Source organism: Brachybacterium sp. Marseille-Q7125, from assembly GCF_023062615.1.
Taxonomy (GTDB): Bacteria; Actinomycetota; Actinomycetes; order Actinomycetales; family Dermabacteraceae; genus Brachybacterium.
Map to the genome: position 1 here is coordinate 1 of NZ_JALLAL010000044.1, position 24,374 is coordinate 24,374.

25 protein-coding genes and 1 tRNA gene are annotated in these 24,374 nt (G+C 70.1%); 14 read left to right on the forward strand and 12 right to left on the reverse strand.

The window, feature by feature from the left end; translation table 11 throughout:
- Positions 1-191: 191 nt before the first annotated feature.
- Entirely contained in the window at positions 192-443 is a 252-nt protein-coding gene (locus MU407_RS10840; protein ID WP_246957389.1) for a CidA/LrgA family protein, read from the reverse strand.
- Between the two features lie 26 nt (positions 444-469).
- Positions 470-1,030 carry a pyridoxamine 5'-phosphate oxidase family protein gene (locus MU407_RS10845; protein WP_102234974.1) on the reverse strand — a complete coding sequence of 187 codons (561 nt, stop codon included), beginning with the start codon at positions 1,028-1,030 and terminating at the stop codon, positions 470-472.
- 413 nt (positions 1,031-1,443) lie between these two features.
- Between MU407_RS10845 and MU407_RS10850 the strand changes: the two genes are divergently transcribed.
- The 4 genes from MU407_RS10850 to MU407_RS10865 all read left to right on the forward strand — a co-directional run bounded on the left by MU407_RS10850 (position 1,444) and on the right by MU407_RS10865 (position 4,017).
- Positions 1,444-3,102: a sodium-dependent transporter gene (locus tag MU407_RS10850; RefSeq protein ID WP_246957410.1), complete on the forward strand. Its 1,659-nt coding sequence runs from the start codon at positions 1,444-1,446 to the stop codon at positions 3,100-3,102.
- Between the two features lie 29 nt (positions 3,103-3,131).
- On the forward strand, positions 3,132-3,239 hold the full coding sequence (locus MU407_RS10855) for a methionine/alanine import family NSS transporter small subunit (protein WP_102234975.1): 108 nt from the start codon (positions 3,132-3,134) through the stop codon (positions 3,237-3,239).
- Positions 3,240-3,313: 74 nt separating this feature from the next.
- Complete coding sequence (locus tag MU407_RS10860) at positions 3,314-3,583, forward strand: toxin-antitoxin system antitoxin subunit (RefSeq protein ID WP_246957391.1); 270 nt, start codon at positions 3,314-3,316, stop codon at positions 3,581-3,583.
- Entirely contained in the window at positions 3,580-4,017 is a 438-nt protein-coding gene (locus MU407_RS10865; protein ID WP_246957392.1) for a type II toxin-antitoxin system VapC family toxin, read from the forward strand. The genes MU407_RS10860 and MU407_RS10865 overlap by 4 nt, the downstream gene beginning before the upstream one ends.
- Positions 4,018-4,038: 21 nt before the next feature.
- Here the strand turns inward: MU407_RS10865 and MU407_RS10870 are convergent, their stop codons facing one another.
- The 4 genes from MU407_RS10870 to MU407_RS10885 form a co-directional block, all read right to left on the reverse strand.
- Positions 4,039-4,857: an energy-coupling factor transporter transmembrane component T gene (locus tag MU407_RS10870; RefSeq protein WP_102237112.1), complete on the reverse strand. Its 819-nt coding sequence runs from the start codon at positions 4,855-4,857 to the stop codon at positions 4,039-4,041.
- Complete coding sequence (locus MU407_RS10875) at positions 4,857-6,617, reverse strand: ABC transporter ATP-binding protein (protein WP_246957394.1); 1,761 nt, start codon at positions 6,615-6,617, stop codon at positions 4,857-4,859. The genes MU407_RS10870 and MU407_RS10875 overlap by 1 nt, the downstream gene beginning before the upstream one ends.
- A gap of 57 nt (positions 6,618-6,674) precedes the next feature.
- On the reverse strand, positions 6,675-7,613 hold the full coding sequence (locus MU407_RS10880; protein ID WP_102237113.1) for a cell division protein FtsQ: 939 nt from the start codon (positions 7,611-7,613) through the stop codon (positions 6,675-6,677).
- A gap of 74 nt (positions 7,614-7,687) precedes the next feature.
- Positions 7,688-9,448 carry an HAD family hydrolase gene (locus MU407_RS10885; protein ID WP_246957396.1) on the reverse strand — a complete coding sequence of 587 codons (1,761 nt, stop codon included), beginning with the start codon at positions 9,446-9,448 and terminating at the stop codon, positions 7,688-7,690.
- A gap of 184 nt (positions 9,449-9,632) precedes the next feature.
- Between MU407_RS10885 and MU407_RS10890 the strand changes: the two genes are divergently transcribed.
- From MU407_RS10890 to MU407_RS10905, 5 genes are all read left to right on the forward strand, one after another.
- A complete protein-coding gene (locus MU407_RS10890) occupies positions 9,633-10,697 on the forward strand; it encodes a LacI family DNA-binding transcriptional regulator (protein WP_246957397.1) in 1,065 nt (354 codons plus the stop codon).
- Between the two features lie 178 nt (positions 10,698-10,875).
- A tRNA-Ser gene (locus tag MU407_RS10895) sits at positions 10,876-10,960 on the forward strand.
- Positions 10,961-11,160: 200 nt separating this feature from the next.
- Entirely contained in the window at positions 11,161-12,174 is a 1,014-nt protein-coding gene (locus tag MU407_RS10900) for a hypothetical protein (protein ID WP_246957399.1), read from the forward strand.
- 204 nt (positions 12,175-12,378) lie between these two features.
- Positions 12,379-12,510, forward strand: coding sequence for a hypothetical protein (locus MU407_RS14380; protein WP_255407885.1), 132 nt, complete (start codon positions 12,379-12,381; stop codon positions 12,508-12,510).
- Positions 12,511-12,565: 55 nt separating this feature from the next.
- The gene (locus tag MU407_RS10905; protein WP_246957413.1) at positions 12,566-14,410 is read left to right on the forward strand and encodes a hypothetical protein; all 1,845 of its coding nucleotides are present in this window, start codon (positions 12,566-12,568) and stop codon (positions 14,408-14,410) included.
- 39 nt (positions 14,411-14,449) lie between these two features.
- On the opposite strand, the gene MU407_RS10910 is transcribed toward MU407_RS10905, so the two are convergent.
- Entirely contained in the window at positions 14,450-16,567 is a 2,118-nt protein-coding gene (locus tag MU407_RS10910) for an alpha/beta fold hydrolase (protein WP_246957400.1), read from the reverse strand.
- Between the two features lie 163 nt (positions 16,568-16,730).
- The gene (locus MU407_RS10915) at positions 16,731-17,384 is read right to left on the reverse strand and encodes an aldehyde dehydrogenase family protein (RefSeq protein WP_246957411.1); all 654 of its coding nucleotides are present in this window, start codon (positions 17,382-17,384) and stop codon (positions 16,731-16,733) included.
- Positions 17,385-17,414: 30 nt separating this feature from the next.
- Between MU407_RS10915 and MU407_RS10920 the strand changes: the two genes are divergently transcribed.
- On the forward strand, positions 17,415-17,852 hold the full coding sequence (locus MU407_RS10920; protein WP_246957412.1) for a GNAT family protein: 438 nt from the start codon (positions 17,415-17,417) through the stop codon (positions 17,850-17,852).
- 89 nt (positions 17,853-17,941) lie between these two features.
- Here the strand turns inward: MU407_RS10920 and MU407_RS10925 are convergent, their stop codons facing one another.
- Complete coding sequence (locus tag MU407_RS10925) at positions 17,942-19,180, reverse strand: nucleotide disphospho-sugar-binding domain-containing protein (RefSeq protein ID WP_246957401.1); 1,239 nt, start codon at positions 19,178-19,180, stop codon at positions 17,942-17,944.
- Positions 19,181-19,574: 394 nt separating this feature from the next.
- Positions 19,575-19,844: a transposase gene (locus tag MU407_RS10930; protein WP_246957402.1), complete on the reverse strand. Its 270-nt coding sequence runs from the start codon at positions 19,842-19,844 to the stop codon at positions 19,575-19,577.
- A gap of 21 nt (positions 19,845-19,865) precedes the next feature.
- Here MU407_RS10930 and MU407_RS10935 point away from each other — a divergent pair, with 21 nt between their 5' ends.
- Positions 19,866-20,048, forward strand: a complete 183-nt coding sequence (locus MU407_RS10935; RefSeq protein ID WP_246957403.1) for a hypothetical protein — start codon at positions 19,866-19,868, stop codon at positions 20,046-20,048.
- A 207-nt stretch (positions 20,049-20,255) separates the two neighbouring features.
- Here MU407_RS10935 and MU407_RS10940 read toward each other — a convergent pair whose 3' ends face one another.
- Positions 20,256-20,522 carry a hypothetical protein gene (locus MU407_RS10940; protein WP_246957404.1) on the reverse strand — a complete coding sequence of 89 codons (267 nt, stop codon included), beginning with the start codon at positions 20,520-20,522 and terminating at the stop codon, positions 20,256-20,258.
- Complete coding sequence (locus MU407_RS10945; RefSeq protein ID WP_102237391.1) at positions 20,519-20,836, reverse strand: transposase; 318 nt, start codon at positions 20,834-20,836, stop codon at positions 20,519-20,521. Before MU407_RS10945 ends, MU407_RS10940 begins: the two co-directional genes overlap by 4 nt.
- Before the next feature lie 268 nt (positions 20,837-21,104).
- Here MU407_RS10945 and MU407_RS10950 point away from each other — a divergent pair, with 268 nt between their 5' ends.
- The 3 genes from MU407_RS10950 (at position 21,105) to MU407_RS10960 (ending at position 24,320) form a co-directional block, all read left to right on the forward strand.
- Positions 21,105-22,274 (forward strand): LLM class flavin-dependent oxidoreductase, encoded by a 1,170-nt coding sequence (locus tag MU407_RS10950; protein ID WP_246957405.1) that lies wholly within the window; start codon positions 21,105-21,107, stop codon positions 22,272-22,274.
- Positions 22,271-22,990 carry a CE1759 family FMN reductase gene (locus tag MU407_RS10955; protein ID WP_246957406.1) on the forward strand — a complete coding sequence of 240 codons (720 nt, stop codon included), beginning with the start codon at positions 22,271-22,273 and terminating at the stop codon, positions 22,988-22,990. The genes MU407_RS10950 and MU407_RS10955 overlap by 4 nt, the downstream gene beginning before the upstream one ends.
- A 103-nt stretch (positions 22,991-23,093) precedes the next feature.
- Positions 23,094-24,320, forward strand: coding sequence for a DUF3137 domain-containing protein (locus tag MU407_RS10960; RefSeq protein WP_246957408.1), 1,227 nt, complete (start codon positions 23,094-23,096; stop codon positions 24,318-24,320).
- Positions 24,321-24,374 lie beyond the last annotated feature (54 nt).

Here is a 24,374-nt window from a genome sequence, read left to right on the forward strand (position 1 = left end):
CCCCCCCGCCCACGGCCCCCCCCCCACCGGCCCAGCCCCGGGGCCGGGGCCCGGCGGGGGCGGGGGCAGAGGGGCCGAGGGGCCCATTACCGGGGGGGCCGGGAGGCCTCCCCCGGTCTGCGCCCGGTGACCGCCCGGGCCTGCCCCCCCCCGCCGCCCCCGCCAGCTGTCCTCCCTGCCCCGCCGGCCCCTCAGACCCCCGCCCCGGGCGACACGAAGAGCAGCTGGAGGTGGGTGAGCAGCGGCCGGGCAGCGGGTTCCGCGGCCTGCACCACGGCACGCATGAGGCGCAGCAGACCCAGGACCATGAGAAGCACGAGCCCGAGGACCACCCCGGGGATGGGCGGCCCGGTCAGCGCCGCAATGCCCAGACCGATCAGCTGGGCGAGCAGCAGCACGACCAAGCCCAGCAGCATCGGGGGCGGGAGAGCGACACGATGCACCTGGTCAGGGTGGCCCTGGGTCGGTCTCAGCCCGCCGGGGTGGTCACCCGTTCGTGCGTCCAGCTCTCGCTGCGCCGTTTGTAGGCGATGCGCGTGTGCTGGCGGTCCTCCCGTGCCTGGAGGAACTCGATGCTCTCCGGCTGCAGCGCGTACACCTGCCAGTCGAGGTTCGGGCGCCCGTCATAGGTGGGGCGCGCCTGCCAGTCGGTCTGGGAGGTCTGCTCGTCGAGCGCCGTGATGCTCCCGCGCACCTCGACCTGTCGGCCGCTCTCGCGCCAGAAGAACAGCATCGCCGCGTGCGGGTCCGCAGCGAGCTGGGCGCCCTTGCGGGACGTGCGATGGGTGGAGACGTGCAGGCCATGCTCGTCGACGTCCTTGAGGATGAGGGTGCGGCTGCGCGGAGCGCCATCCGGGCCGACGGTCACGAACGTCATGGCATGAGGCTGCCTCGCACCCGCTGCGATCGCGTCCTCGAGCCAGGCGAGGAACAGCTCGAGCGGATCCTCCGGAACCCGGTCCGGGTCCAGGACAGGCAGGTCAGGTGGGAATCCGGGCAGGACGCGGAGGCGAGCGGCGAGATCGGTCATACCTCCTTCCTATCACCACCGGACATCTCCGGTGATCTCCGCTGGCGGCCCTCCTGCGTTCCAGCTGCGCTCTGCTGGACAGCTTTGTTCTGACAGACAGCTGCGTTCTCGCGCACAGCGGCGTTCTAGCGCACAGCGGCGCCCGTTACCCGTCGGACACTCCATCCCGTCCAGCACGTGGACAGCGTGAGACGGGGCGTGGACGCGTAGCTATCGTGCCGCACATCGGGCAGCGATCCTGCTCGTCACCCCTGCTCACGGGCCACACCCCGGCCCACGGGCACCCCGCGACGGTGCCGTCGCCACCCCTGTCGGCGCCATCGAAGCTCGTCGCCGACCCCGGTGACGGGACGCACGCCATCCCCGTCGGCCGCATCACCCCAGCGCGTCGGCTCCTCCCCGCCCCGCGCGGGATGTCCCCCGGAGGCCTCCTCGTGAGCTCATCGACACCCACCGCTCCCGCCGCCCAGAGCGCCGACCGCGGCGCCTTCCCCGGCCGCCTCGCCTTCATCTTCGCGGCCATCGGCTCCGCCGTGGGCCTGGGGAACATCTGGCGGTTCCCCGCCGTCGCGTACGAGAACGGCGGCGGCGCGTTCATCCTCCCGTACCTCGTGGCGCTGCTGACCGCCGGCATCCCGCTGCTGTTCCTGGACTACGCGATCGGGCACCGCTGGCGCGGCTCGGCCCCGATGGCCTGGCGCCGTCTGTCGCGCTGGACCGAGTTCATCGGCTGGTGGCAGGTGCTGATCTCCCTGATCATCGCCCTGTATTACGCGCTGATCCTGGCGTGGTCCACGAACTACACGATCTTCTCCCTGAACCAGCGGTGGGGCGATGACCCCGCGGGGTTCTTCGGCGAGTACACGCAGGCGCTCGGTGGGGACGACGTCGAGATCACCTTCGACGTGGTGCCGCTGGTGCTGATCTCCCTCATCGCGGTGTGGGTGGCCGTGATCGTGGTGATGGCGCTCGGCGTGCAGCGCGGCATCTCCGCCAGCTCCGTGGTGTTCATCCCGCTGCTGGTGCTGATGTTCCTGATCCTCGTGGTGCGGGCGCTGTTCCTGCCCGGCGCCGTCGACGGTCTGGAGGCCCTGTTCAAGCCGAACTGGAGCGCGCTGCTGACCCCGGGCGTGTGGATCGCCGCCTACGGGCAGATCTTCTTCTCGCTGTCCGTGGCCTTCGGCATCATGCTCACCTACGCCTCCTACCTGAAGAAGAAGACGGACCTCACCGGCTCCGGCCTCGTGGTGGGCTTCGCGAACTCCGGCTTCGAGATCCTGTGCGGCATCGGCGTGTTCAGTGCCCTGGGCTTCATGGCGCAGGCGCAGGGAGTGGCGATCGACGAAGTCGTCGTCGCCGGCGTGGGCCTGGCGTTCATCGCCTTCCCCACGATCATCTCCGAAGCCCCGGCGGGCGCGCTGATCGGCGTGCTGTTCTTCGGCTCGCTGGTGCTGGCCGGCTTCACCTCGCTGGTGTCGATCGTGGAGGTCATCATCGCGGCGATCCAGGACAAGTTCGGGCTCTCCCGCCTGCCCGGCACGCTCATCGTGTGTCTGCCGATCGCCGTGGTCTCCACCGCGCTGTACTCCACGACGATGGGGCTGCCGCTGCTGGATGTCATGGACAAGTGGGTCAACGAGTACGGCATCGTCGCCGCGGCACTGGTCAGCTCGCTGATCGTGGCGTACGTGGTGCGCGGCCTGCCCACACTGCGCGACCACCTGAACCACTTCGGCTCCTTCCCCGCCGGGAAGCTGTGGATGGCGTTCGTGGCCGTCGTGGCGCCGATCGTGCTGGGCATCTCCCTGATTGTCTCCACGGTGTCGCTGGTCGGGACCGAGGGCACCTACGAGGACTACCCCGGCTGGTTCGTCCTCGTGTTCGGCTGGCTGATGGCGATCGGGCTGGTGGTCGTCGCGATCGGGCTCTCGCTGATCCCCTGGCCGACCTGGTCGAACCTGCATAAGGCAGATTCCGACGGGGATCCGATCGCCCCGCCCGTGGTGCCCGGCAAGGGCCTCGCGGCCGACCCTGCCGCGAAGACCCCGCACGCCCGCAGCAGCGCGACCTGACCTGCTCATCTCTGGCTGAAGGAGCTCCCATGTCTCTCTCCGCGATCATCATGATGGCCGTCGCGATCCTCACCGTATGGGGCGGCCTCGGCCTCGCGATCATCAACCTCCTGCGCCACCCCGAGCAGGAGGACTGACGGAGGCGGGGCGGGGGTCGCCTCTAGCCGTCCACCGAACCCGTTGCTAGCATTGCTATCAGGAGGTGGTGCAGATGGGCACGTTGACGATCCGCAACGTCGATGAACCGACGCATGATCTGCTGCGCGCTCGGGCAGCCCGGAACGGACGCTCCGTCGAGGCAGAGGTGCGCACGATCCTGTCCGACACCGTGAATGCTCCTCAGCAGAACCTGCTGCTCCAGCTGCATGAGCTGCTGCTCGAGGAACTTGGCACCGCGCCCGACAGCGGCCATCACGTCGACATCGCCGAACTCGAGATCCCGGAGCGCACGGAACTGCCCCGGGACGTGGCGTTGCCGTGATCATCGCCGACACGAACGTGGTCAGCGAGTTCATGCGGCCACGCCCCGATCCGGCCGTCCTTCACTGGGCGCGCTCGGTGAGGACGGACGAGCTGCATATCAGTGTGATCACCGTGCAAGAGATCCAGTACGGCGTGGAGTCCTTGCCCGCCGGTCAGCGCCGAGCTCAACTCACGCGCGCTTGGGAACGGATGCTGGATCTCTTCGAGCGTCGCACGCTGGCCTTCGATAACGACTCTGCCCAGTACACGGCCCGGATTCTCGAGCAGGCCCGTTCGCAGGGTCGGCCGATGAGTGTGCTCGACGCCCAGATCGCCGGTACCTGTGTGGCGCATGGCGCAGCACTGGCCACGCGCAATACCCGGGACTTCACCGGCGTTGACGGCCTGCGGCTCATCGACCCGTTCGCGACGCCGTCGGCTGGCGGCCGTTAGCCCAGCACAGCGGCACAGCCGTCAGCCCAGCATCACCCCCGGCACTGCGAACGCGCCCACCACGGCTGCGAGCGTCACGCCCACGACGAGCAGGTCCAGACCCCGCACCTGCAGGTACGCCAGCCGCAGCTCGCGTCCGCGGGGATCACTCGCCCCGTAGGTGAAGCCGCGGGTCTCGAGCGCTTCCACGGTGGTGCGCACGTTCTTGGCGGTGTTCAGCATGATCGGGTAGAACGCGGTGACGGCGAGGACGCACCACTGCAGCACCACCCGCCAGCCGAACAGTCCGGGCTTGTCCACCGGGGCGTGCCGCAGCCGCTGCCCCTCGAACACGGTCACGTACTCGTCCACGAGGATCGGCAACATCCGGTAGCCGTAGGAGACACCGAAGGCCAGCAGGTCGGGGGCGCGGAACCACAGCAGGGCATCGGAGAGCTTCTCCGGGTCCAGGGACACGAACGCTGCCATCGATGCCATGGACACCGCGCCGAGCTTGAGGTTCAGCTCTGCGAGCGCCCACAGGGTCTCGAGGTTCCCGCCGAAGAACAGCGCGGCGATGAACAGGCCGACGATGTTGCTGAGCAGCCCGAACAGGAACAGCCCCAGCACGAGCGGTCCCACGCGCGCGAGGATCACAGCGAGCACGCCGATGCCGAACAGGCCCGCGAGCACCATCGGGTCGTGTGTGAGCCACGGGGCGATAGCCATGACCAGGTACCAGGCGAGCACCATGCGCGGGTCCATGCGGGCGAACAGGCCGCCGCGCGTGGAGTAGGCGGTGCGCAGCAGCTCCAGCCGCACCCAGTCCACGCTGAGCACGTCACGGGTCTTGCGGGCCATCAGCGCTCCTCCCCCAGTGTCTCGGACGGCAGCCAGGCCATGAGCTCCGCAGCGGTCAGCGGCAGGGGCTCCAGCCCCAGGTCGAGGGCGACGCGTGCGGCCTGCGGCGGGATGAGCCGGGCCTGCCCGGTGGTCTCGGAGCGGGTGAACAGCTCGCGCGGGGTGGTGTCGGCGAGCACTCGCCCCTGGTCCAGGACGATGACGCGGCTGGCCCAGGTGGCCACAAGCTCCATGTCATGCGTGGCGACGACGGCGCAGCGCACGGTGTCGGAGAGGGCCTCGAGCATCGCGGTGACATCGCCGCGGGAGCGGATGTCCAGGCTGGAGGTCGGTTCGTCCAGCAGCAGGAGGCTGGGCCGCATGGCCAGGCCGATGCCGAGGGTGGCGCGGCGCTGCTGCCCGCCGGAGAGGGTGCGCCCATCGCGCTCGGCGAGCTTAGTGAGGCCCACGTCAGCGATGATCCGTTCGACGATCTGCTCGGCGTCGGGCACCTGGCGGCCGCGGGGGAACAGGGCGATGTCCTCTCGCACGCTGTCCTTGAGGAACATCTGCTGGGGGTGCTGGTACAGGTAGGAGACGTGGTCGGCCATCCGCGCGGCGGAGCGGGAGCGGGTGTCGATGCCGCTGACGGTGACGGTGCCCTGGCGAGGGACGATGAGGCCGGTCAGCAGTTTCATGAGGGTGGTCTTGCCGGCCCCGTTGGTGCCGACCAGCGCGATTCGCTCCCCCGCATGCAGCTTCAGGGAGAGGTCATCGAGGACGGTGGAGAGCTCGCCGCCGACGGACCGGTATCCGTGGGTGACGCCCTCGACCGCGGCGACGACCTCCGTGCTCGGGGCAAGCTCGGCGGGGCGCTGCTCCCCGTCGGCCCCCTTCATCTCACCCCGCGGTGCGGTCCGCACATGCTTTCGCAGAGCCCCGACGGCGCCGGCGACGTCCAGGGCCACGGGGTCCGCGCCGACGGCGGCGCTCAGCGCCACCACATCGGGGGCGGGGATGCCGTGGGCGGCAAGGTCGGCGTGGCGGTTCATGGCCTCTTGGACGGGCAGGTGCCACACGGGCGCCCCGTCGGCCATGAGCACGACGGTTCTCGCGAACTCGGCGATGAATTCGGCGTGGTGCTCGATCGTGATCACGGTGATGCCGTGGCGTTCGTTGAGGTCACGCAGGCGCAGGTAGATCTCGCGGGCGCGGGCGGGGTCGAGCTCCGCGACGGGTTCGTCGACGACGATCACCTCGGGCCGCAGGGCGAGGACAGCGGCGAGGGCCACCAGGTGGGCCTGCCCGCCGGAGAGCTGCCACACGAACTTCTCGCGCAGATGGGAGATGCCGAGCTGGGCGAGGGCCTCCTCGGTGCGTTCGCGGTAGTCGGCGTGCCCGAAGTTCAGGGGCCCGAAGGCGACCTCATCGCGCACAGTGGGACGCACCAGCTGGTTCTGGAAGTCCTGGTAGACGTAGCCGACGTGGCTGGACAGCTCGGCGACGGAGGACTCCCAGGTGTCCACGCCGTCCACGTGGACGCTGCCGGCGAAGTCGCCGTTCCAGTAGTGGGGCACCAGGCCGTTGAAGGTCTTGCACAGGGTGGTTTTGGCGGAGCCGTTGCCGCCGACCACCGCCACGAAGTCACCGCGCTCGATGGTGAGGTCCACGTTGCGCAGGGTGTCGCGGTCGGTGCCGGGATAGCGGAAGGACAGGTCCTTCACGACGATCGCGGGCGGACGCGGCGCCTCGGGTGCGGGCTGGGCATCGGGCGTGGTCATGGTCGTGGCGGTGGCCGGGGCAGCGGTGTACTCGGGGGCTCCTGGCGGGGTCGCGCCTCAGCGCTGGTCCTGGGTGTCGGCGGCGGTGCGGGAGAGGCGGAACAGCAGGATCGCCACGATCAGCACCACGGCGATGGCCGCCACGGACACGAGGATGAACCAGTTGCCGAACTGGTCCAGGAAGTCCGGCTCCCAGGCCCCGGCCGAGAGGTCGAAGGCCTCCAGGAACGCGAAGCCGAAGGACGCGATGGACAGCAGCACCGCGAAGCCGACGAACATCGCGGTCTTAGGGGCTTCGCCGGGGATCGGCTCACCGGGGACGCGCGGGCGCATGCCCATGAGCGGCTCGATCTTGCCGTGCAGCGCGGGGATCAGCCACAGGGCGGGGATGGCGCCCAGCAGGATCCCGGACATGATGACGTCCACCCCGAGCCCCAGGGCCTCCAGGGCGAGGACGGATTCGGGCAGACCCTCGACGTACTCGGCCTCCTCCACGCCGATCCACACCTTGGCGAGGTCCACAACGGCGGAGAGGATCTTGTCCACGAGCACGAGCACCACGGCGCCCACGAAGATCTGACCCTTCGAGCGCGGGTTGCGGATCAGGGAGCCGGCGATGTAGATCGCCAGGAACATCTGCAGGAAGCCTTCGATCTCGGCGAGACCGGAGAAGTCGCCCATGAGCAGGTCGGTGAACACGATCTCGCCGAGCGGTGCGCCGAGAGCGGCCCAGAACGGGGAGAACAGGGCGGCGATCGTCAGGGGCACGAACACCAGGTAGGAGACGGAGACGTCGACGGGGCCGATGGACAGGTCGGGGATGATCTCCAGGATGATGTTCGACAGCCCGAACAGGGACATCGACAGCACGAAGATCATGAGCTTCTGCGAGGTGGACAGCTCCACGCTGCGCACGCCGTCGACGGCGCCGCGCAGGGTGCCGCGGCGCTCATCGCGCGGGGTTTCGGGGGTGGCCTGGGGTGTCTGGGTGGTCATGGCGGGTCCTTCCGGGTCCGATGGGGATGCGAGGTCGGGCGGGACAGGTGGGGTCGGTTCGGGTGGTGTGGGGGTCAGGTGGCGTCGGGAACTGGGACGTCGAGGCGGGCGGCGAGCAGGTCGATGACCTCGTCGGGGCGGTCCAGGATGTGGTCGGCGTGCCCAGCGGCGAGGGCGGCGTCGAGCGCGGCGTCGCTGTCTTTCCCGCCGCGCAGCAGGCAGATGGTGCCGATGCCGGCCTCGCGAGCGCCGCGACCGTCGTTCAGCGCCTTGTCGCCGACGTAGAGGACGTCGGCGCGGTCGGTCTCGAGACCGGCGAGGGCGGCTTCGAAGATCTCTCCGCCGGGTTTGCGCACGCCGATCTCTTCGGAGTAGGCGGCGGGTCCGATGAGGTCGGCGATGCCGTAGCGCTCGAGGGTGGCGCGTACGCCGCGGCCGGAGATGGTGTTGGAGACGATGCCGACGACGATGCCGTGATCATGCGCCCAGCGGATCAGCTCGAGCGCTCCCGCGCGTGGGCGGGGATGGTTCTTGATCCGGTGCAGCAGGTGGGAGAGCTCGGGGGCTTCGAGGCGCAGGGCGGCGCGGAGGGGGCCGGGCAGTCTGGCGCCGATGAGATCGCCCCACAGGGTCGCGGGGGCGATCTCGCGGTGGCGGCGGCCGGGCTCGGCGTCGGCGTCGCGGCTGCGTTTGACGGCGCGGAACAGCTCCCAGCCCTCACGCATGGCCTGCTCGGCGGTGTCCTGGCCGATCGGGTGGCCGATGGCGCGGGAGATCTCGACGATCCGCGCGCCGATCACGCGGTCGCGCTCGGGGTTGGGGGTGGAGGTGGTGATCACGCCGCCGTGGTCCAGCAGCAGGGCGGGGTGGCGCGGTGCGCTGCCGCGGGCCGGGGCCGACGGGGCAGCTGCGGTCTGGGCCGTCTCCCCCGGTGCGGCTCCGCCTGCCGTCTGCGGGGCGCTGGACCCGTCGGCCCGGTCGAGAGCTGCGCGCAGGTGGTCGAGCAGCCCCTCGGGGGTCTCGAGCACCAGGTCGGGGCGGTCGGTGATGGGGAAGGGCGGGGTATCGGTGCGGCGGTCACGGGTGATGATCACAGCGCCCACATCGGCCCGGCGACCGGCCACGACGTCGCGGTCCAGCGTGTCCCCCACATACCAGGCCTCTTCGGGCCGCACCCCGAGGGCGCCGGTGGCCAGACGGATCATGTCCGGGTGGGGTTTACGGATCCCCACCTCGTCGGAATAGATCTGCACGCCGAAATACTCAGCCAAGCCCGCGTCGGCGAGGATGCGGCGGTGGGCGCGGCCGGAGTGGGCGTTGGAGACGATCGCGCAGGGGATGCCGTGCTCACGGGCGGTGGCCAGCAGCTCGGGCACACCGGGGCGCACGTGATGGTCGGCCACCAGGATCGCCATCTCGGCGAGGATCGCCTGGGCATCCAGGGCGAGGGCGGCGCGGGCCGGGGCGGGCAGGTCGCTGAGCAGGAAGTCGGTGAGGATCTCGGCGGAGGCGAGCTCACGCGGGGCCAGACGGCGCGAGGCAGCGTTCTTCCACAGCGACAGGGCGGCGCGGCCCGTGCGCAGGGAGGATTCGACGAGCGCGGGATCGAGCGCGAGCCCGGCGGCGCGGGCCCGTCGGACCAGGGACTGGGTGAGCTCCCGCGCCCAGCTGATGCGCTTGGCGGTGGTGACCACGACGCCGCCGAAATCCAGCAGCAGCGCACGCGGCGCCGGGAGCAACGGGCCCGCCCCCGCCGCCGTGGGCTCCACGGACAGCGGAGTGCGGGCGAGCTCGAGGGGGTGCTCGGGCTGCGGGCTGCGGGGTGCAGTGGTCACGGCGCTCCATCCGGTCTTGGGGCCCGCGGTCCGGGCCGTCACGGCCACGCTAGGGAGCCCATGACGAGGCGTGATGAACGCCGGGTGAACCCGTCATCACGCCTTGGCCGCTTTTACTGAAACTGCTCAGCTGCGCAGGTGAGAAGGGATGCATCGGGCTCCGCACCGTGATGGGGTGGGGCATATGGATCCCTCTGCACCGCGTGTCCGGCTGGCCGATGTGGCGCGTGCCGCCGGGGTGTCCTCAGCCGCGGCCTCGCTGGCGCTGAACGATCGGCCGGGGGTGAGCACCTCGACCCGGCGCCGGATCCAGGCGGCCGCGCGGGAGCTCGGATACCGACGGATCGGGCGCGGCAGCGGACTGATCGGGGTGCTGCCCACGGACCTCGGGAATCCGTACCACACGGATGTGATCGCCGGGATCGAGGGGTTCGCCGAACGGGCGGGACTGGGAGTGGTCATCGCGCATGGTCGGCGCGACCGGGAGCATCTCGAACGGCAGCTGCAGCGGCTGCTGGACCTGGGGGTGGACGGGGTCATCGCGGTGACCACGTGGCTGAGCCCGGCCGCGCTCGAGCAGGCCGGTGACCTCGTGCCCACGGTCGTGATCGGGAGGATGCAGGACACCGTGCGGGGAACCGACACGGTGCGCGGGCGCGACGGCGAGGGGGCGGCCCTCGCGGTGCGTCACCTGGTCACGAGCGGCCACCGCCGTCTCGCGCACGTCACCCTGTCCACACGGCCCGGCCCAGCCCAGCGCCGGGCCGGGTTTTTGGCCGCGGCCGAGCAGATGGGGCTGCGTGAGCAGGTACAGGTGGTAGGGCCGGAAGAGGTCGAGGAGGGGGTCGACCTGCTGCTGCGTGCGCTGCGGCGGGGCGATCCCGATGCCGTCACCGGGGTGTTCGCCGCCAACGACATCACGGCCGTGCGGGTACTGCACCGCGCGGCCGACGCCGGGGTCGCGGTGCCGGAACAGCTGAGCATCATCGGCTACGACTCCTCGGCCGTGGCGCTGACCGTGCGCCCGCACCTGAGCAGCGTCAACCAGCCACGGCAGGAGATGGGTCGGGTGGCCGCACGGATGCTCGTGGAGCGGCTGGAGGGGCGCACGAGCGACGCCATCAGCGACGTGGAACCGGTGCTGCACCTGCGCGAGTCCACCGGGACCGGGCCGGCGCTGCGGGGCCGGTTCCACGAACGGCACTCTCCTGACCGGCCGCGTGCCATATGCAGGCGGCCGGTCACCTGAGTACCGTCCGTGGACGTGACCACTCGGACACCGGGGCGAAGCCCGAGCAGGTCGGCGGGATATCGGACGGCTCGGCCTGCCGCCGCCTCGCTGCGGGCCCACCGATGTGACCTGCGCCCGACGGGTTCGCGCGCACCTGGCGCGTCAGGTACGCTGTTCAGTGCTCTCATCGAGCGCTGGAGGATTCGCCTAGCGGCCTATGGCGCACGCCTGGAACGCGTGTTGGGTTAACGCCCTCGGGGGTTCAAATCCCCCATCCTCCGCCGATTTTCGGCCCCTGACCTGCGGCTTCGCCGCGGAGCAGGGGCCGATTCGCGTGCGGGCACCGATGCCATCTCGCAACCTGCCCCGCCCTCCCTTCCTGGTCAGGGGTCGATATCCTGCCGGAGCAACGGCAATGAAGCGGCCGCGCGGCACGAGTGCACGTGAGCGCGGCATGAGTGCACAGGCGGGAGGGGATGGCATGAGCAGCAGCGGATGGGGCCCGCCTCCCGCGCCGCCCCGTCGGCCCTGGGCGCTGATCACCGTTGCGGCCGGCTGCATCCTCGCGCTGCTGCTCGCCGTGGTCGGCGGCGTGGGTGTGCTGGTGCTGCGGGAGACCGCGGCCACCACCGCCGGGGAGACGAGCACCACCACGTCCGCGGATGCCCCATCACCGAGCCCGACCACCACGCCGCCCACGCCGGAGCCTCCCGCGGAGCCGTTCCATGTGCTGCGGCGCGGCGAGGATCCCCCGGAAGATCTCGAGACGCTGTGGGCGGCGATGGCGGACAATCCCATGACCCAGGGGGACCTGCCCGGCTCCTCCACGTGCGAGCTGCCCGACACCCCTGTTGATGCAGACCTCGAGCAGGTCCAGGAGCTCGCCACGGCGGCAGCCTCCTGCCTGAACCGCATCTATTCCTCCGCCGCCTCGGACCGCGGCCTGCGCTGGGCACCAGCCCGTGTGGTGGTCACCAAGCAAGGCGAGCGCCCCGACACGGAATGCGACTGGGGCGAGGACAAGGACAGCGACCGCACCCTGGTGTGCATCATCGATGCGACGATCAGCTTCCCGCTCGGCGCGGATCTGGGCGTCGATGACGTGTCCGATGAGGACTATCCGGCCCTCGTGCTGTGGAGCATCGCGGCGCATTTCCCCGCACTCTTCATGTTCACCTCCACCCTGGCCTACTACTACTTGGACCTTGTGGATGCTGAGGGGGAGGACAGCGAGAAGGGCCAGGAGGCGATGCGCCGGTACACGAGCCAAACAGCGTGCCTGGCCGCGCTCGCGGTGGATCGTCTGCCGCGCGAGGTCCGCCCCTCCCCGGACCTGCGCTCGGCACTGGAAGACCCTGCGACCTGGGATCCGGACCGGAGCACCACAGTCCTCGCCCCGGAATCACGGGCACGATGGATCAGCAAGGGTTTCGGGGGCGAGGGAAAGCTCAGCACCTGCAACAGCTGGTCCGCCCCCGCGGAGCAGGTGGCCTGAGGGGTGCGGCCCCGTCGGCCCTACCCCCGGACCCCCGACGACTGGTGCGTCACCCAGATGCTCAGCTGCGCGCCCGTCAGCCCCGTCGGTCCCCGATCCGGGTGTGTCACCGACCTGTGACCATCGCGGCGCACGTCCGCTCCCGCCGCTATGACCAGCGGGATATCCTTCCCTCAGGTCGTGGGTCGACGGGGAGGGGACAGCGTGAGCAGCAACGGGTATAGGCCGCAGTCGGGTGGCCCGCCGCGGGCCTGCGGGATCGGCACGGGCCTGGATTCTGGCAGCGAGACGAGCGCCTGTACCACCTGGACCGCTCCGGCCGAGCAGACCACCTGACGAGCACCGAGCTGACGCCCCCGCACCGCATCTCACCGGCCGCAGGAGCAGGAGGATGATGAACACCAGGCCCGACGGCGCCGCCGAGCATGAGGATCCCGCGGACGACGACACCGTCGTGCGGCCGAGTGCGGGCTATCACGCCGAGCCCGGAGCGGGTCGCGGCCTCGACGAGGACACCGTGGTGCGCGCACCCAGGACCGATGCCGGGAGCACCAGCGTCGCGCCGACGGACGATCCGACGCTCGAGCGTCCTGCACCGATCACCGATGGCGCCGGGGATCCCGACGGTGATCTGGAGCCGACGGTGCTGCGTCGGCGCGTGGATCTCGATCAGACGCTTGTGCTCGACGAGTCCGCTTTCGCGCCCGATGAGGAGACGCTGCGCCGCCCGGCCAGCGCGCCGACCCCCGCCCCGGCGCCCGAGCCCGGGGACGGGTTCATCGACCAGGTGCCGCTGGGAGACCCCGGATCAGGAGCCCAGGCCTCGCCGCCGGCGATGGAGTTCCTCCATCCGAAGGAGCCGACGGAGGCTGCACCGGCGGAACAGGGGACGCCGTCGACGCCCGCCGAGCGCATGCCGGACACTGCGCCGATCCAGCGCTTCGACGTGCGGCCCCGCTTCGAGGTGCCGCAGACCCCGCCGGTGCTGCCGCCGCAGGAGGATCTGCCCACGGATGACACCCCGCCGTCGGCCTCGGCGCCGCCGCGCCCCGCGGCCTTAAGTCCCGGCGCTGCAGGCGCGGCCACCGGGGCTGTCGGCGGCGCGGGGTATGCCGGGGCGGGACCCTCCCCCGTCGGCCCTCAGTACTCCCCCGCCGGCCCGCCCAGCGCTGCCGGCCAGCACAGTCCCGTCAGCTCCGGCCCCACCCCAGCCTCACCAGCGCCATCGGCTGCCTCCCCATCGGCTCCCTCCCCCGCGTGGCCGCCCGGGGTGGATGCGACCGGCGGGCGGCGTCGGCCGCGGTTCCTCGTGCCGGCGCTCGCGGCGGGCTGCGTGCTGCTGCTGGTGCTGATGATCGGCGGCGGCCTGACCGCTGTGTATCTGCGCGGCGGGGAGCTCGGCGAACCGGTCGCCACCCAGGCCCCGTCGCAGGGACCCGCCGAGACGGAGCCCGGCGTGTGGGCGCCGCTCGGTGAGGGCACCGTGCCTGGGGGTGATGCCGCGGATCTGCGGCAGGTCCTCATCGAGAACCCGCTGGTGAGTGCACGGCTGCCGGTGCCCGCGCAGTGCCAGCTGCCGGAGGCGGACGCGGGCTTGGTGCCCGCCGATGACCTGCCCACCTACCTCGAGGCGGGCATGGCGTGCCTGGCGACGACCTGGCGAGATGCGCTCGCAACCCAGGACGTGACCCTGCCGAACCTCTCGGTGGAGGTGTTCACGGCTGATGCTCCGCCCGCGAACTCCGCTTGTCCCGCCGACCGTTTCACCGGTGATGCGCCCGTGGCCTGCACCGATGATGAGACCGTGTATTGGCCCGCCACCTGGGATCCGGGGTTCTCGAACGCCTCCGCGGAGGAGGTGCCGCAGCTGTACATGTGGCACCTGTCCTACTCCACCGCGATCCTGGTGATGAACGCGCTGAGCCTGGACGGCTACTACGCGGCGCTGCTGGTCGCGCTCGGCGATGACCAGGCCGGGGCAGAGGAGGCGCAGCGGCGCTACAACCTGCAGCTGTCCTGCATGGCCTCCGCCGCTGCGTTCCAGCTGCCGCAGGGGGTGCGGCCGACGGGCCGGGTCGAGCAGTTCGTCACCTCCGACGCCGCGCAGGCCGAACCGGCGAGCGCCGGTGACCCCTCGCGCCAGTCCCGGGCCGCGTGGGTTGGGGCCGGGCGCGATGCCCGCGGCTTCCTCAGCGAATGCGCGACCTGGAGCGCGGACGCCGAGCAGGTCAGCTGACCCGCCCGGCGCCCGCCGCGCAGCTCAGCCCAGCTGCGCTCAGCCCAGCTGCGCCGAGCGCTCCGGGGCCTCGCCCTTCACATGCTCGTCGAGGAAGCCGATGAAGGTCTCGTACCAGACCTGCGCGTTGCCGCGGCCCATGATCCAGTGGCCCTCATCAGGGAAGTACAGGTAGCGGTGACGGGTGCGGCCCTGCTCATCCCGCGGCGTGGCGGAGAAGGTGTTGAGGTCGTACCACAGGGCGTGACCCTGGGCGATCGGCACCCGATAGTCCTTGTCACCGTGGATGACGAGCATCGGCACCACGATGTCGCGCACGAACTCCTTGGGGTTGTACTGCGGGTTCTGGCGGCGCATCGGCCGCTCCCAGGCCGCGTTGTCGGTGGTCGAGCCCATCGTCGCGGTGTCCCACAGGGAGGCGTGGGTGACGATGCAGCGGAAGCGGTCGCCGGTGTGTCCGGCCACCCAGTTGGCCATGTACCCGCCGTAGGAGCCACCCGCGAAAGCCGTGCGGTCCGCGTCGATGTCCGCGCGGCCGATGGTCGCATCGGTCAGCGCCATGATGTCGGTGAACGGCGCGCCGCCCAGCTCATGCTGCCCGCGATCGATCATCGCCTGCCCATAGCCGGTGGAGATCGCCGGATCCGGCAGCAGCACCGCATAGCCCGCATCGACGAAGGGGCTGGGGTTCCAGCGGTAGGTCCAGGCGTTCCACGACCCCCACGGGCCGCCGTGCGCGAACACGACCAGCGGATGCGGGCCCTCCCCGTCAGGCAGGCGCAGCCAGGCGCGCACCTCGGTGCCATCGGCGCCGTGGGCGGTGACCTCGGTGAGCTGCCCGGGGGCGTCGAGCTCATCGGCAGGGTTCGGCAGCGCGGTGACGGTGCCGGTGGCGGGGGAGATCCGCACCGGATGCGGCGCCACGGTGATGCCGGAGGCGCTTGCGACGAGCTGCTCCCCGGCCACCTGCAGGTCGGAGAAGGTCAGCTGCTGCTCGAGCCCGCCGGCGAGGCGCCGCGGCGCCGGGTCGGTGAGGCCGCCGATCCACACCGAGCCGCGGCCGTGGTCATCGCCGGTGGCCACGAGCGTCGCATCGTCCAGCCAGTCGATGTCCAGCCAGTCGTCGGCCTCGGGCCACACCGTGGTGGTCGCACCGGTCGTGAGATCGAGCATCTCGGTGGAGGAGGAGAGGGTGGCTTCCTCGGTCCAGGTGCGGGAGCGGCCGATCAGGGCACGGGACCCGTCGGGGCTGAACGGGCCGGGATAGTGCTGGGTCTCGGCTGTCGCCTCGCGCAGCAGCCGCGGCTCCTGCTCGCCGGTGAGGTCCAGCAGGTAAAGGTCCGCGACGGCCAGCAGGTCATGGCGGGAATCTGACATCGCAACCAGCGCCCGGGTGCCAGCGCGGTCCACGCTCCAGGCCACCAGGCGGCCGGGCGGCATGGGGATGTGGCGGAAGTGCAGGACCTGGCGGCGCGGGGTGTCGTCCTCGGCGTCCGACGGGGCGGTGTCGGTGGTCGCGGTGTCGTCGGCTGCGGTGTCGGTGCGGTCGACAGTGGGCTCGTCCGCGTCGGGGTCCGGGACGCCCGGGGGCGGGGTCGGCTCGGCGGCCATGAGGTCCTCGGGCAGCTCGGCGATCGCGAGGACAGGGCGGGCCGGGCCGAGGTCATGGTCCCAGTAGCGGGTGGGGAAGGCATCGTGCAGGGCGGCGGTGACCTTGGCCTGCTTGCGCTCCTTCGAGAGCTTCGCGTGCTCGACCTCATCGCTGGCCTGGGAGTGGACCTGGAGCTCCGTGACCAGCAGGTTCCCGGCAAGCTCGAGGCGGCCGAAGCCACCGGGGCGGGCGGCGAGCTCACGGGCCTCACCACGCACGGGCAGCGCCCACAGCTGCGCATCGTCGGCCTCCTCGCCGTCCTCCCCCACACGCTTGGCGGCGAAGAAGGTGGTGCCGTCCTCCGCGGCGGCGACCGCGCCGATCGAGGCTGCGCCGCGGGTCAGCGGGAGGATCCGGTCATCCTCGAGCTCCACAAGGGCGGTGCGGTAGGCGGTGCCCTTGGCGTCCGGCCGACTGACTGTGGCGAGGATCCTGCCTCCCCTCGTGGTGGTCAGGCCGCCCAGGCGGGCGGCGTCCAGCAGGGTCTCGATGCTCGCAGAGGTCATGGCACCCCATCCTGCCACCCTCGACGCGGCGCCGGACCCGGTTCCTGGCCTCGGGCCAGTACTCCGCGTTCTGCTGGCATGTCATCACGGAACATGCCAGCAGAACGCGCAGAACCGGCTGTGTGGGGACCTGCGGCAGGGATCCGCGCCCGGCCCGCCGCGCTCAGGCCACCCAGACGGTCTTGAGGTTGCAGAAGGCCCGGATGCCCGCGGCGGACAGCTCGCGGCCGTAGCCGGAATGCTTCACGCCCCCGAAGGGCAGCTCCGGCGCGGATGCGGTCATGCCGTTGACGAACACGCCGCCCGCCTCGATCCGCTCGAGGAAGAACTCCTGCTCCTCGGGGTCCTGGCTCCACACCGAGGAGCTCAGCCCGAAGTCCGTCCGGTTCGCCACCTGCACGGCCTCCTCACGGTCAGCCACCTTGTACAGCGCCGCGAGCGGTCCGAACGCCTCCTCCCGGACCAGGCGGGCCTGGTCGGGAAGGTCCGCGATGGCGGTCACAGGGTAGAACCAGCCGCGGCCCTCCGGCACGTCACCACCGAGCAGGATCGAGGCGCCCTTCTGCCGCGCGTCCTCGACGAGGTCCACGAGATCCTGCCGCCCGCCCTCGGTCGCCACCGGGCCCACGTCGGTGCTCTGGTCCAGCGGGTCACCCACGGTGAGCCCGCGCAGCGCCGCCACGAACTTCTCGGCGAAGGCGTCGTAGATGTCGGTGTGGATGATGAACCGCTTCGCGGCGATGCAGGACTGCCCGTTGTTCTGGATGCGGGCGGTCACCGCGGTCTCCACGGCCTGCTCGAGGTCCGCTGAGGGCATCACGATGAACGGGTCCGAACCCGTTACCTGCTGGTTGACGCGGAAGACGCCCACGACAAGCTCGGCGAACGGCTCCTCAGGACCGGTCTCGAGTCCGACAGCGGCGCCCTCGCGCTCGTCATCGAGCACCAGGGCGAGCCCATCGGCGATGTGGCGCTCTGGCTGACGGATCGCGAACATCGGCAAGCAGAGATCGGATGGGTCCTCGACCCGACCTACGGCGGACGTGGGCTCGCCGGCGAAGCAGTCCAGGCAACCCTCGCGCTCGGGTTCGAGCATTACCGGCTCCACCGCGTCACCGCCCAGATGGACGCCCGCAACCAAGCCTCCGCCGCGCTCGCGCGTCGCGTCGGGATGCGGCTCGAAGCGCACCACGTCCAGGACTGGTTCAGCAAGGGCGATTGGACCGACACCCTCGTGTTCGCGCGGCTGGCCGCGGAGCATCAGGTGCTGGGGAACGGAGGCTGACCGAGAGTCGACCGGCGGCCGGCACACGGTCTTTCCGGTCGGCAGTGGGCGCAGCGCTATCCCTGCCAGCTGCTTGTTCGCGGGAACGATCAGTTGCGGCGAGCCAAGGCCAGGATCCGGTCCGCGCAGGCGGAGGGCCCATCGAACTGGTTGACGATATCTCTCAGAACGCGTGCTCGACGCTGTAAGACTTCGTCCGTCAGCAGGCGTGTGACGATCGCGGGCAGTCGGCCCTTGCGCACATCGGCGGGGGTGAAGCGGAGCGCGTTGCCGTAGCGCACGCATTCGTCGATGTTGCAGCGCTGCTCCAGCTGCAGCCCGATTCCCGCGAAGGGCACGCCGGACGCACAGGCTGTCTGCACCGTGCCCTCACCACCGTGGATGATCGACGCGTCGACGAGTCCGGCCAGCCGATGCGCGGGCAGGAAGTCGAAGATCCGGATTGAATCGGGCAGGCTGCAGCGGGCGGCCTCATCGAGAAAGCGCCCCGTCGACGTGATCACGTCGATGTCCATCTCTCCGAGCTGGGAGAGCAGACGATGTGCGAGCCCTGCATTGCCGGAGGATCCCAGGCCCACATAGACGCAGGGGCGGCTTCGCGATGCGAGCGCGCTGAGGGATGCGGGCAGCGCCGCGTCGCTGCGGCTGTACACCGGTCCGACGGCAGCTTCTCCCGCCGCCAGCGGGCGAGAGTCGATGAGCGGGAAGGGGGAGGCGATGAGGTCGGCATCGCTGGCCAGCAGTGCCAGTGTCGGGCCGGTCAGGTCGAGCCCGTGCTCGTGAGCCACGCGGGAGAACGAGGAGGGTTTCCACCGGATCCGTGGCGCGAGGCGTCGCGCGAGCGTTCCCGCGAGCTGATTGCCCATCTGGGCGGCTCGCCCGTTCCCGGCGAACATCGGCAGCGCACGCACGTGCGCCAGATGCCCGCGGCTCAGCGGAAAGGGTTTGACGTAGGAGAGCGGCACACCGGCGATCCGCGCCGAGAGGAAGATCGACAGCGTCGTCCCGATCACGATGACATCCGGCCGCCACGACCGGATCAGCGCCAGCTCACTGTCCACTCGCTGGCGGACCATCGAGGTGGTGAACGGGTGGCGCAGCCGGCGTCCCTGGTCGACGGCGATCAGCGCATCGGCGTCGGCATCGCTGAGGGATGGCTCCAACAGATTGAGAGCGAAGCCGGCATCGCGGACGCAGTTCGCGAATCGGGGCGAATACCCCATGAACAGGACGTCATGTCCGCGCCGGGCAAGGACGCGGGCGACCTCCACCCCGCGAGAGGTCTCCCCCAGGTTGAAGGTCTCCGGCGCGAACAGGATTCGGCTCACGCTTCCAACGTAGCCGGTGCGGGGCGTGGCGTCCACGCAGTCGACCTGTTCGGCGATAACGATGACTGGTCAGCAGGACCTGGATCCTTCCTGACTCGCGCCCAGGTGGACGACCTGGTGAGCGACCTTGAGGTCGAGCAGCTCGTCGAGCGGGAGTACGACGGCAACGCGTTCTCCGGCCCGAAGCACTGGCACACCTTCCAAGTGATCGCCAGACGGCCATAGCGAGCGCCCACAAGGCACGTCCCCGTTCCTCGCGGCAGACGCGGACGCGACCGGGACCAGCCGTGCCCGAGCGAGGCGCAGCTCATCCGAAGTGCGATGCGGCCATCTGCCGACGCTTCCTTCTCTCATCGGTCACACGGAACGGCAACGACTGTTCAGCTGTCCCGTGTCAAGTTGTTGGCAGGATTGCGGGGCCAGCAAAGTTGGGGGTGTCGGGGCTGGCGTGCCCGAGGTGGACGTCCCGGGGCCGGTTCCAGGCGATGGCCTCGTGGGGCCGCACCGTGTTGTACTCCAGCCGGTACTCCTCGGCGTGGCAGGTCAGCTCCAGGGCGTCGTGGATCTCTTCTCGGTAGAGCCGTTCGTACTTGAGGGATCCGAATCCGCGTTCTCGTGAACCGTTCTGCCCGGGAGACTTCACGCGGGTGCGGACGTGACGCATTTCGGGATGTGACGTGATAAAGTGTTCGAACCGGAACGACCGGAATGGGCCACCGTTGTCAGTGACAATAGTGAGACATGGCTCAATCTCGCCGTCGGGCGAGATGTTGCAGGAGTCGATGAGTGGCGCTCCGGTCAGCGCTTCATGCTCGGCAAGGGCAAGCTCGATAGCTTCGATGGCGTCGTGTTAATTGGCGGTCGGTGAGATATGCCAGGGGTATTCGTATTTGCTCCAGTAGTCGCGGCATCCCGCCAGGCGCCACACACCCCCTGAAATGGTTTCGAACTCGCTGAAGTCCAGCTGCCACACCTGGTTCGCTCCGGTGGGCGCCTCAGCGAACGCCGCTCTCCTGGCGCCTGCCAGATCGCGTTGGTGCTTCTGGTAGTTGGTGGGCAGCAGGAGGTTCGCGTCCTACATGATCCGCATGACGGTGGACGCTGAGGACTGCCCGCCCTCGTATCTGGTCATCGCCCAGATCTTCCGATGCCCCCAGGCGGGATGTTTTTGCGCCATGTCGATGACTATGTCATGGGCGGCATCGCGTGCGGGCGTGGGCCACGGACCGCGAACGCTTTCACCGTTTTGGTGGCGAGATTGCCAGCGACGCCAGGTCCGCTCGGGCATGTCGAATAATTCGCAGAACCTCGAGGTTGACATGCCCGCTTCCTGGCGGATCATCTCGAGGTCCTCGAAGGGCCCAGGCGGCCCTCAGCACTTTTCTTCCACACGCGGGCTTCGAGGTGAGCCTCGCCAAGCGCTTGGGTGAGATCCGCTATCTCTTCCTCGAGCTGTTTCTCGCGGCTGCTCGGCTTCGATTTCCCGGCAGCTACGCCAGAGCGCCCTCCTTCGAGGAATTGTCGTTTCCAGTTACCTACGGACTGCTCGGAGACTTTCGCACGGCGAGCAGCCTCTGCGACAGTCACCTCGCCCGCCAGGATCGACAGGACGATACGGACCTTCTCCTCCACTGCAACGACGGGTGGTCGGGCCATGATGATCAGACTCCTTCAGGCTAGACCCGCAACTAACGGGCTCTGCCACACAGTCTGACGCGGGACACTACGACAAACTCGCCCTGACCTACCGCGCCGGAGCCGTCCTCCGAACGGTCATCCAGTGGCTGAACCACCTACTTTAGAGACGTGCCCTAGGCGGGCAGGGGCTGGGCTCCCCTCGCCGCCTGTAACGCTGCCCTTGCACTCCCCCACCCAGTAGTTTAGGTTTGAACTACAGGATGGGACGAGCCCTCAGGAGCGCAGCATGCAGTTCGGAATCTTCTCCATCGCGGACATCACGCCCGATGTGAGGACCGGCCGGGTCCCCACCGAGCAGGAGCGCCTGCGGAGCATCGTCGAGCAGGCGAAGCTCGCGGAGCAGGTGGGACTGGATGTCTTCGCGCTCGGCGAGCACCACAACCCGCCGTTCGTCACCTCCTCCCCCACCACGACCCTCGCGTACATCGGCGCGCAGACGCAGCGGATCATCCTCTCCACCGCCACCACGCTGATCACCACCAATGATCCCGTGAAGATCGCGGAGGACTACGCGATGCTGCAGCACCTCACGGGCGGCCGCGTGGATCTCGTGATGGGGCGCGGCAACACCGGGCCGGTCTACCCGTGGTTCGGGCAGGACATCCGCAAGGGCATCGAGATCGCGATCGAGAACTACGAGCTGCTGCATCGGCTGTGGCGCGAGGATGTCGTGGACTGGAAGGGACAGTTCCGCACGCCGCTGCAGCAGTTCACCTCCACGCCGCGGCCGCTGGATGGGGTGCCGCCGTTCGTGTGGCACGGCTCGATCCGCTCCCCGCAGATCGCTGAGCAGGCCGCCTATTACGGCGACGGTTTCCTGCACAACAACATCTTCTGGCCGATGAGCCACACCAAGCAGATGGTGCAGCTGTACCGCGAGCGCTTCGAGCACTATGGCCACGGCACCGCCGCGCAGGCGATCGTCGGGCTCGGCGGCCAGGCGTTCATGCGCAAGAGCAGCCAGGATGCGTGGACCGAGTTCCGCCCCTACTTCGACGCGGCCCCGGTGTACGGCGGCGGGCCGTCGATGGAGGAGTTCACGCAGATGACGCCGCTGACCGTCGGCTCCCCGGAACAAGTGGTGGAGCGCTACCTGACGATGGCCGACCATGTGGGCGACTACCAGCGGCAGATGTTCCTCATGGACCATGCGGGGCTGCCGCTGAAGACGGTGCTGGAGCAGATCGAGCTGCTGGGCACCGAGGTGGTGCCGGTGTTGCGCAAGGAGCTCGATGCGCGTCGGCCGGCCGATGTGCCGGATGCCCCCACGCATGCCTCGCTGGTCGCACAGAAGGAGACGCGGGACGGGGTGTTCGATCCGACGTACCGCTTCCACACGGGCGACAACTGGACGGGCCTGCGCGCGGAGGATCGGGCGGAGAATAGGGCCTCATGACCTCTGCATCCCGTTCCCTCGTCGTCCTCGCAGCGGGACTGTCCACCCCCAGCTCTACGCGCATGCTCGCCGATCAGCTGACAGCCGCGGTGCGCGCGCAGCTCACGGCCGATGGCGCTCCGCTCGAGGTGCATGTCCACGAGCTGCGCGACCACGCCACGGACATCACGAACGCCCTGGTCACGCGCTTCCCGAGCGCGTCGCTGCAGGAGGTCATCGGCCAGGTCCGCGCGGCCGATGCGGTCATCGCCGTCACCCCGATCTTCAACATGGGCGCATCCGGCCTGTTCAAGACGTTCCTGGACGCCGTGGAGCGCGAGGTGTGGCGGGGCAAGCCCGTGCTGCTGGGGGCGACGGCCGGCACCGCGCGGCACACGCTCGCGCTGGATCTGGCGGTGCGCCCGTCCTTCGAGTACCTGAAGGCGCGCGTGGTGCCGACGACGGTGTTCGCGGCCGCCGGTGATTTCGGGGCGGCGGATGCCACGGAGGCCGACGAAGCTCCGCTCGCTGATCGGGCGGCGCGGGCCGCGCGGGAGCTCGCGGTGATGCTCGCGGCCGATGGGGCGGCGTCGGGCGCTGCTGCGCACCCTGCTCGCAGCGCTGAGCAGGCCACGGGCGACCCCGAGCAGGCCGCGGGCGAGAGCGTCGCCCGGGGGCTGGATCCCGAGTTCGCGGACTTCACGCCGATGGGGAAGCTGCTGGGCGGCCGAGGCTGAACCGGGGCGCTCTCTGTGCGCCTCAGCTCCGCCCGTTCAGCACTGCTACCGGCGTGCGGAGCCGCTGGCCAGGGCGGCGTGATCGACGTTTGGAGGCACCTTCATGGCCGCGCACCGCGACCTGACCATCCCGCCGTTCGCATCTGTCTGGGCGCAGATGGAGGTGGACGAGGCTGCCGTGCGGGAGAGCACGCGGGATGCGCGGATGGAAGGCCCGCTCGGCGCTGCTGTGAAGGCCGGTGTAGTGCTGGGGCTCATCGGATTCATCCTGGGCATCCTCGTGTATGTCGTCTCGAACCTGCTCGGGCTCCTGATCGGCCTGGCGGGCCTCGCCCTGCTGGGCGTCTCGGCATTCGTGGCCCTGACGCAGGCGGGGACGGCGCGGCAGAGCTTCTCCCAGTCCGTGGGCACGCCGCTGATGGAGCAGCTGCTGGCGGGCATGAGCGCCCCGGGTGCCGCGCCCGCTGCCGCTGACGGATCGGCGCCTGTGCTGCGGGCGAGCTACGCCCTGGATGGCACGGTTCCAGCGCGGACGCTCGCCAGTGCGGGGCTCGTCTACGACACCCAGATGGTGCAGGAGGATGTGATCACCGGGCGGCTCGGGGACACCGAGTTCGTCCTGGCCGATCTCAAGTGGCAGTCCGCGGTCACGCCTGAAGAGCGTGCACGGGAGACGTCGGAGCCCAGTGCCCGGCAGCGGCGCGAATGGCGCTCCCTGGCGCGCCAGGAGCTGCGCGAGAGCGGCCTGCGCATCAGTCGCTCCGCGGTCAATGATCGGGCCGAGTACATGTATTGGAAGTCGAAGCAGAAAAGCGAGCTCCAGCAGCAGCTGGAGAGGGCCTTGGAGAAGAAGAGGCGTGAGGTGGAAAAGCTGGGCCCCTCGCTCGTGTTCTTCTCCGCCGACTTCCACCGTCCCTTCGCCAGTGAGACGTACTTCCTGCCGTCGGAGCGCACGCGCGGTCTGACCTCCCTGGACCGCGAGGAGGCGGCCGAGACCGAGCTGGAGCCGGCGCCGATGGCGGGGCTGCAGCTGCCCGACGGGGTGGAGGGCTGGAGCACCGATCCGGCTGAGGCCCATTCCCTGCTGACGCCGCAGCTGATCGAGACCCTGAGCGCGTTCATCGCCGAGATGGGTACGGAGTCCGTGGGGGTTTCCTTCACCGGCAGCCGGATCAATCTGGCCTTCAGCGTGGACGTCAACCTGTTCAGCCTCGACCCCACCAGCGCCGACATCCGCGGCACCGCCGAACGGATCTACACCGACGTCGCTCGCTTCCTCCACCTGGTGCAGGACCTGGACCGCTCCCCGCAGGTCTGGGCGCGCAGCTGACGGGGCAGGTGGTTGAAGGGGGGCGCGCAGCTGACGGGGCAGGTGGCTGGAGGG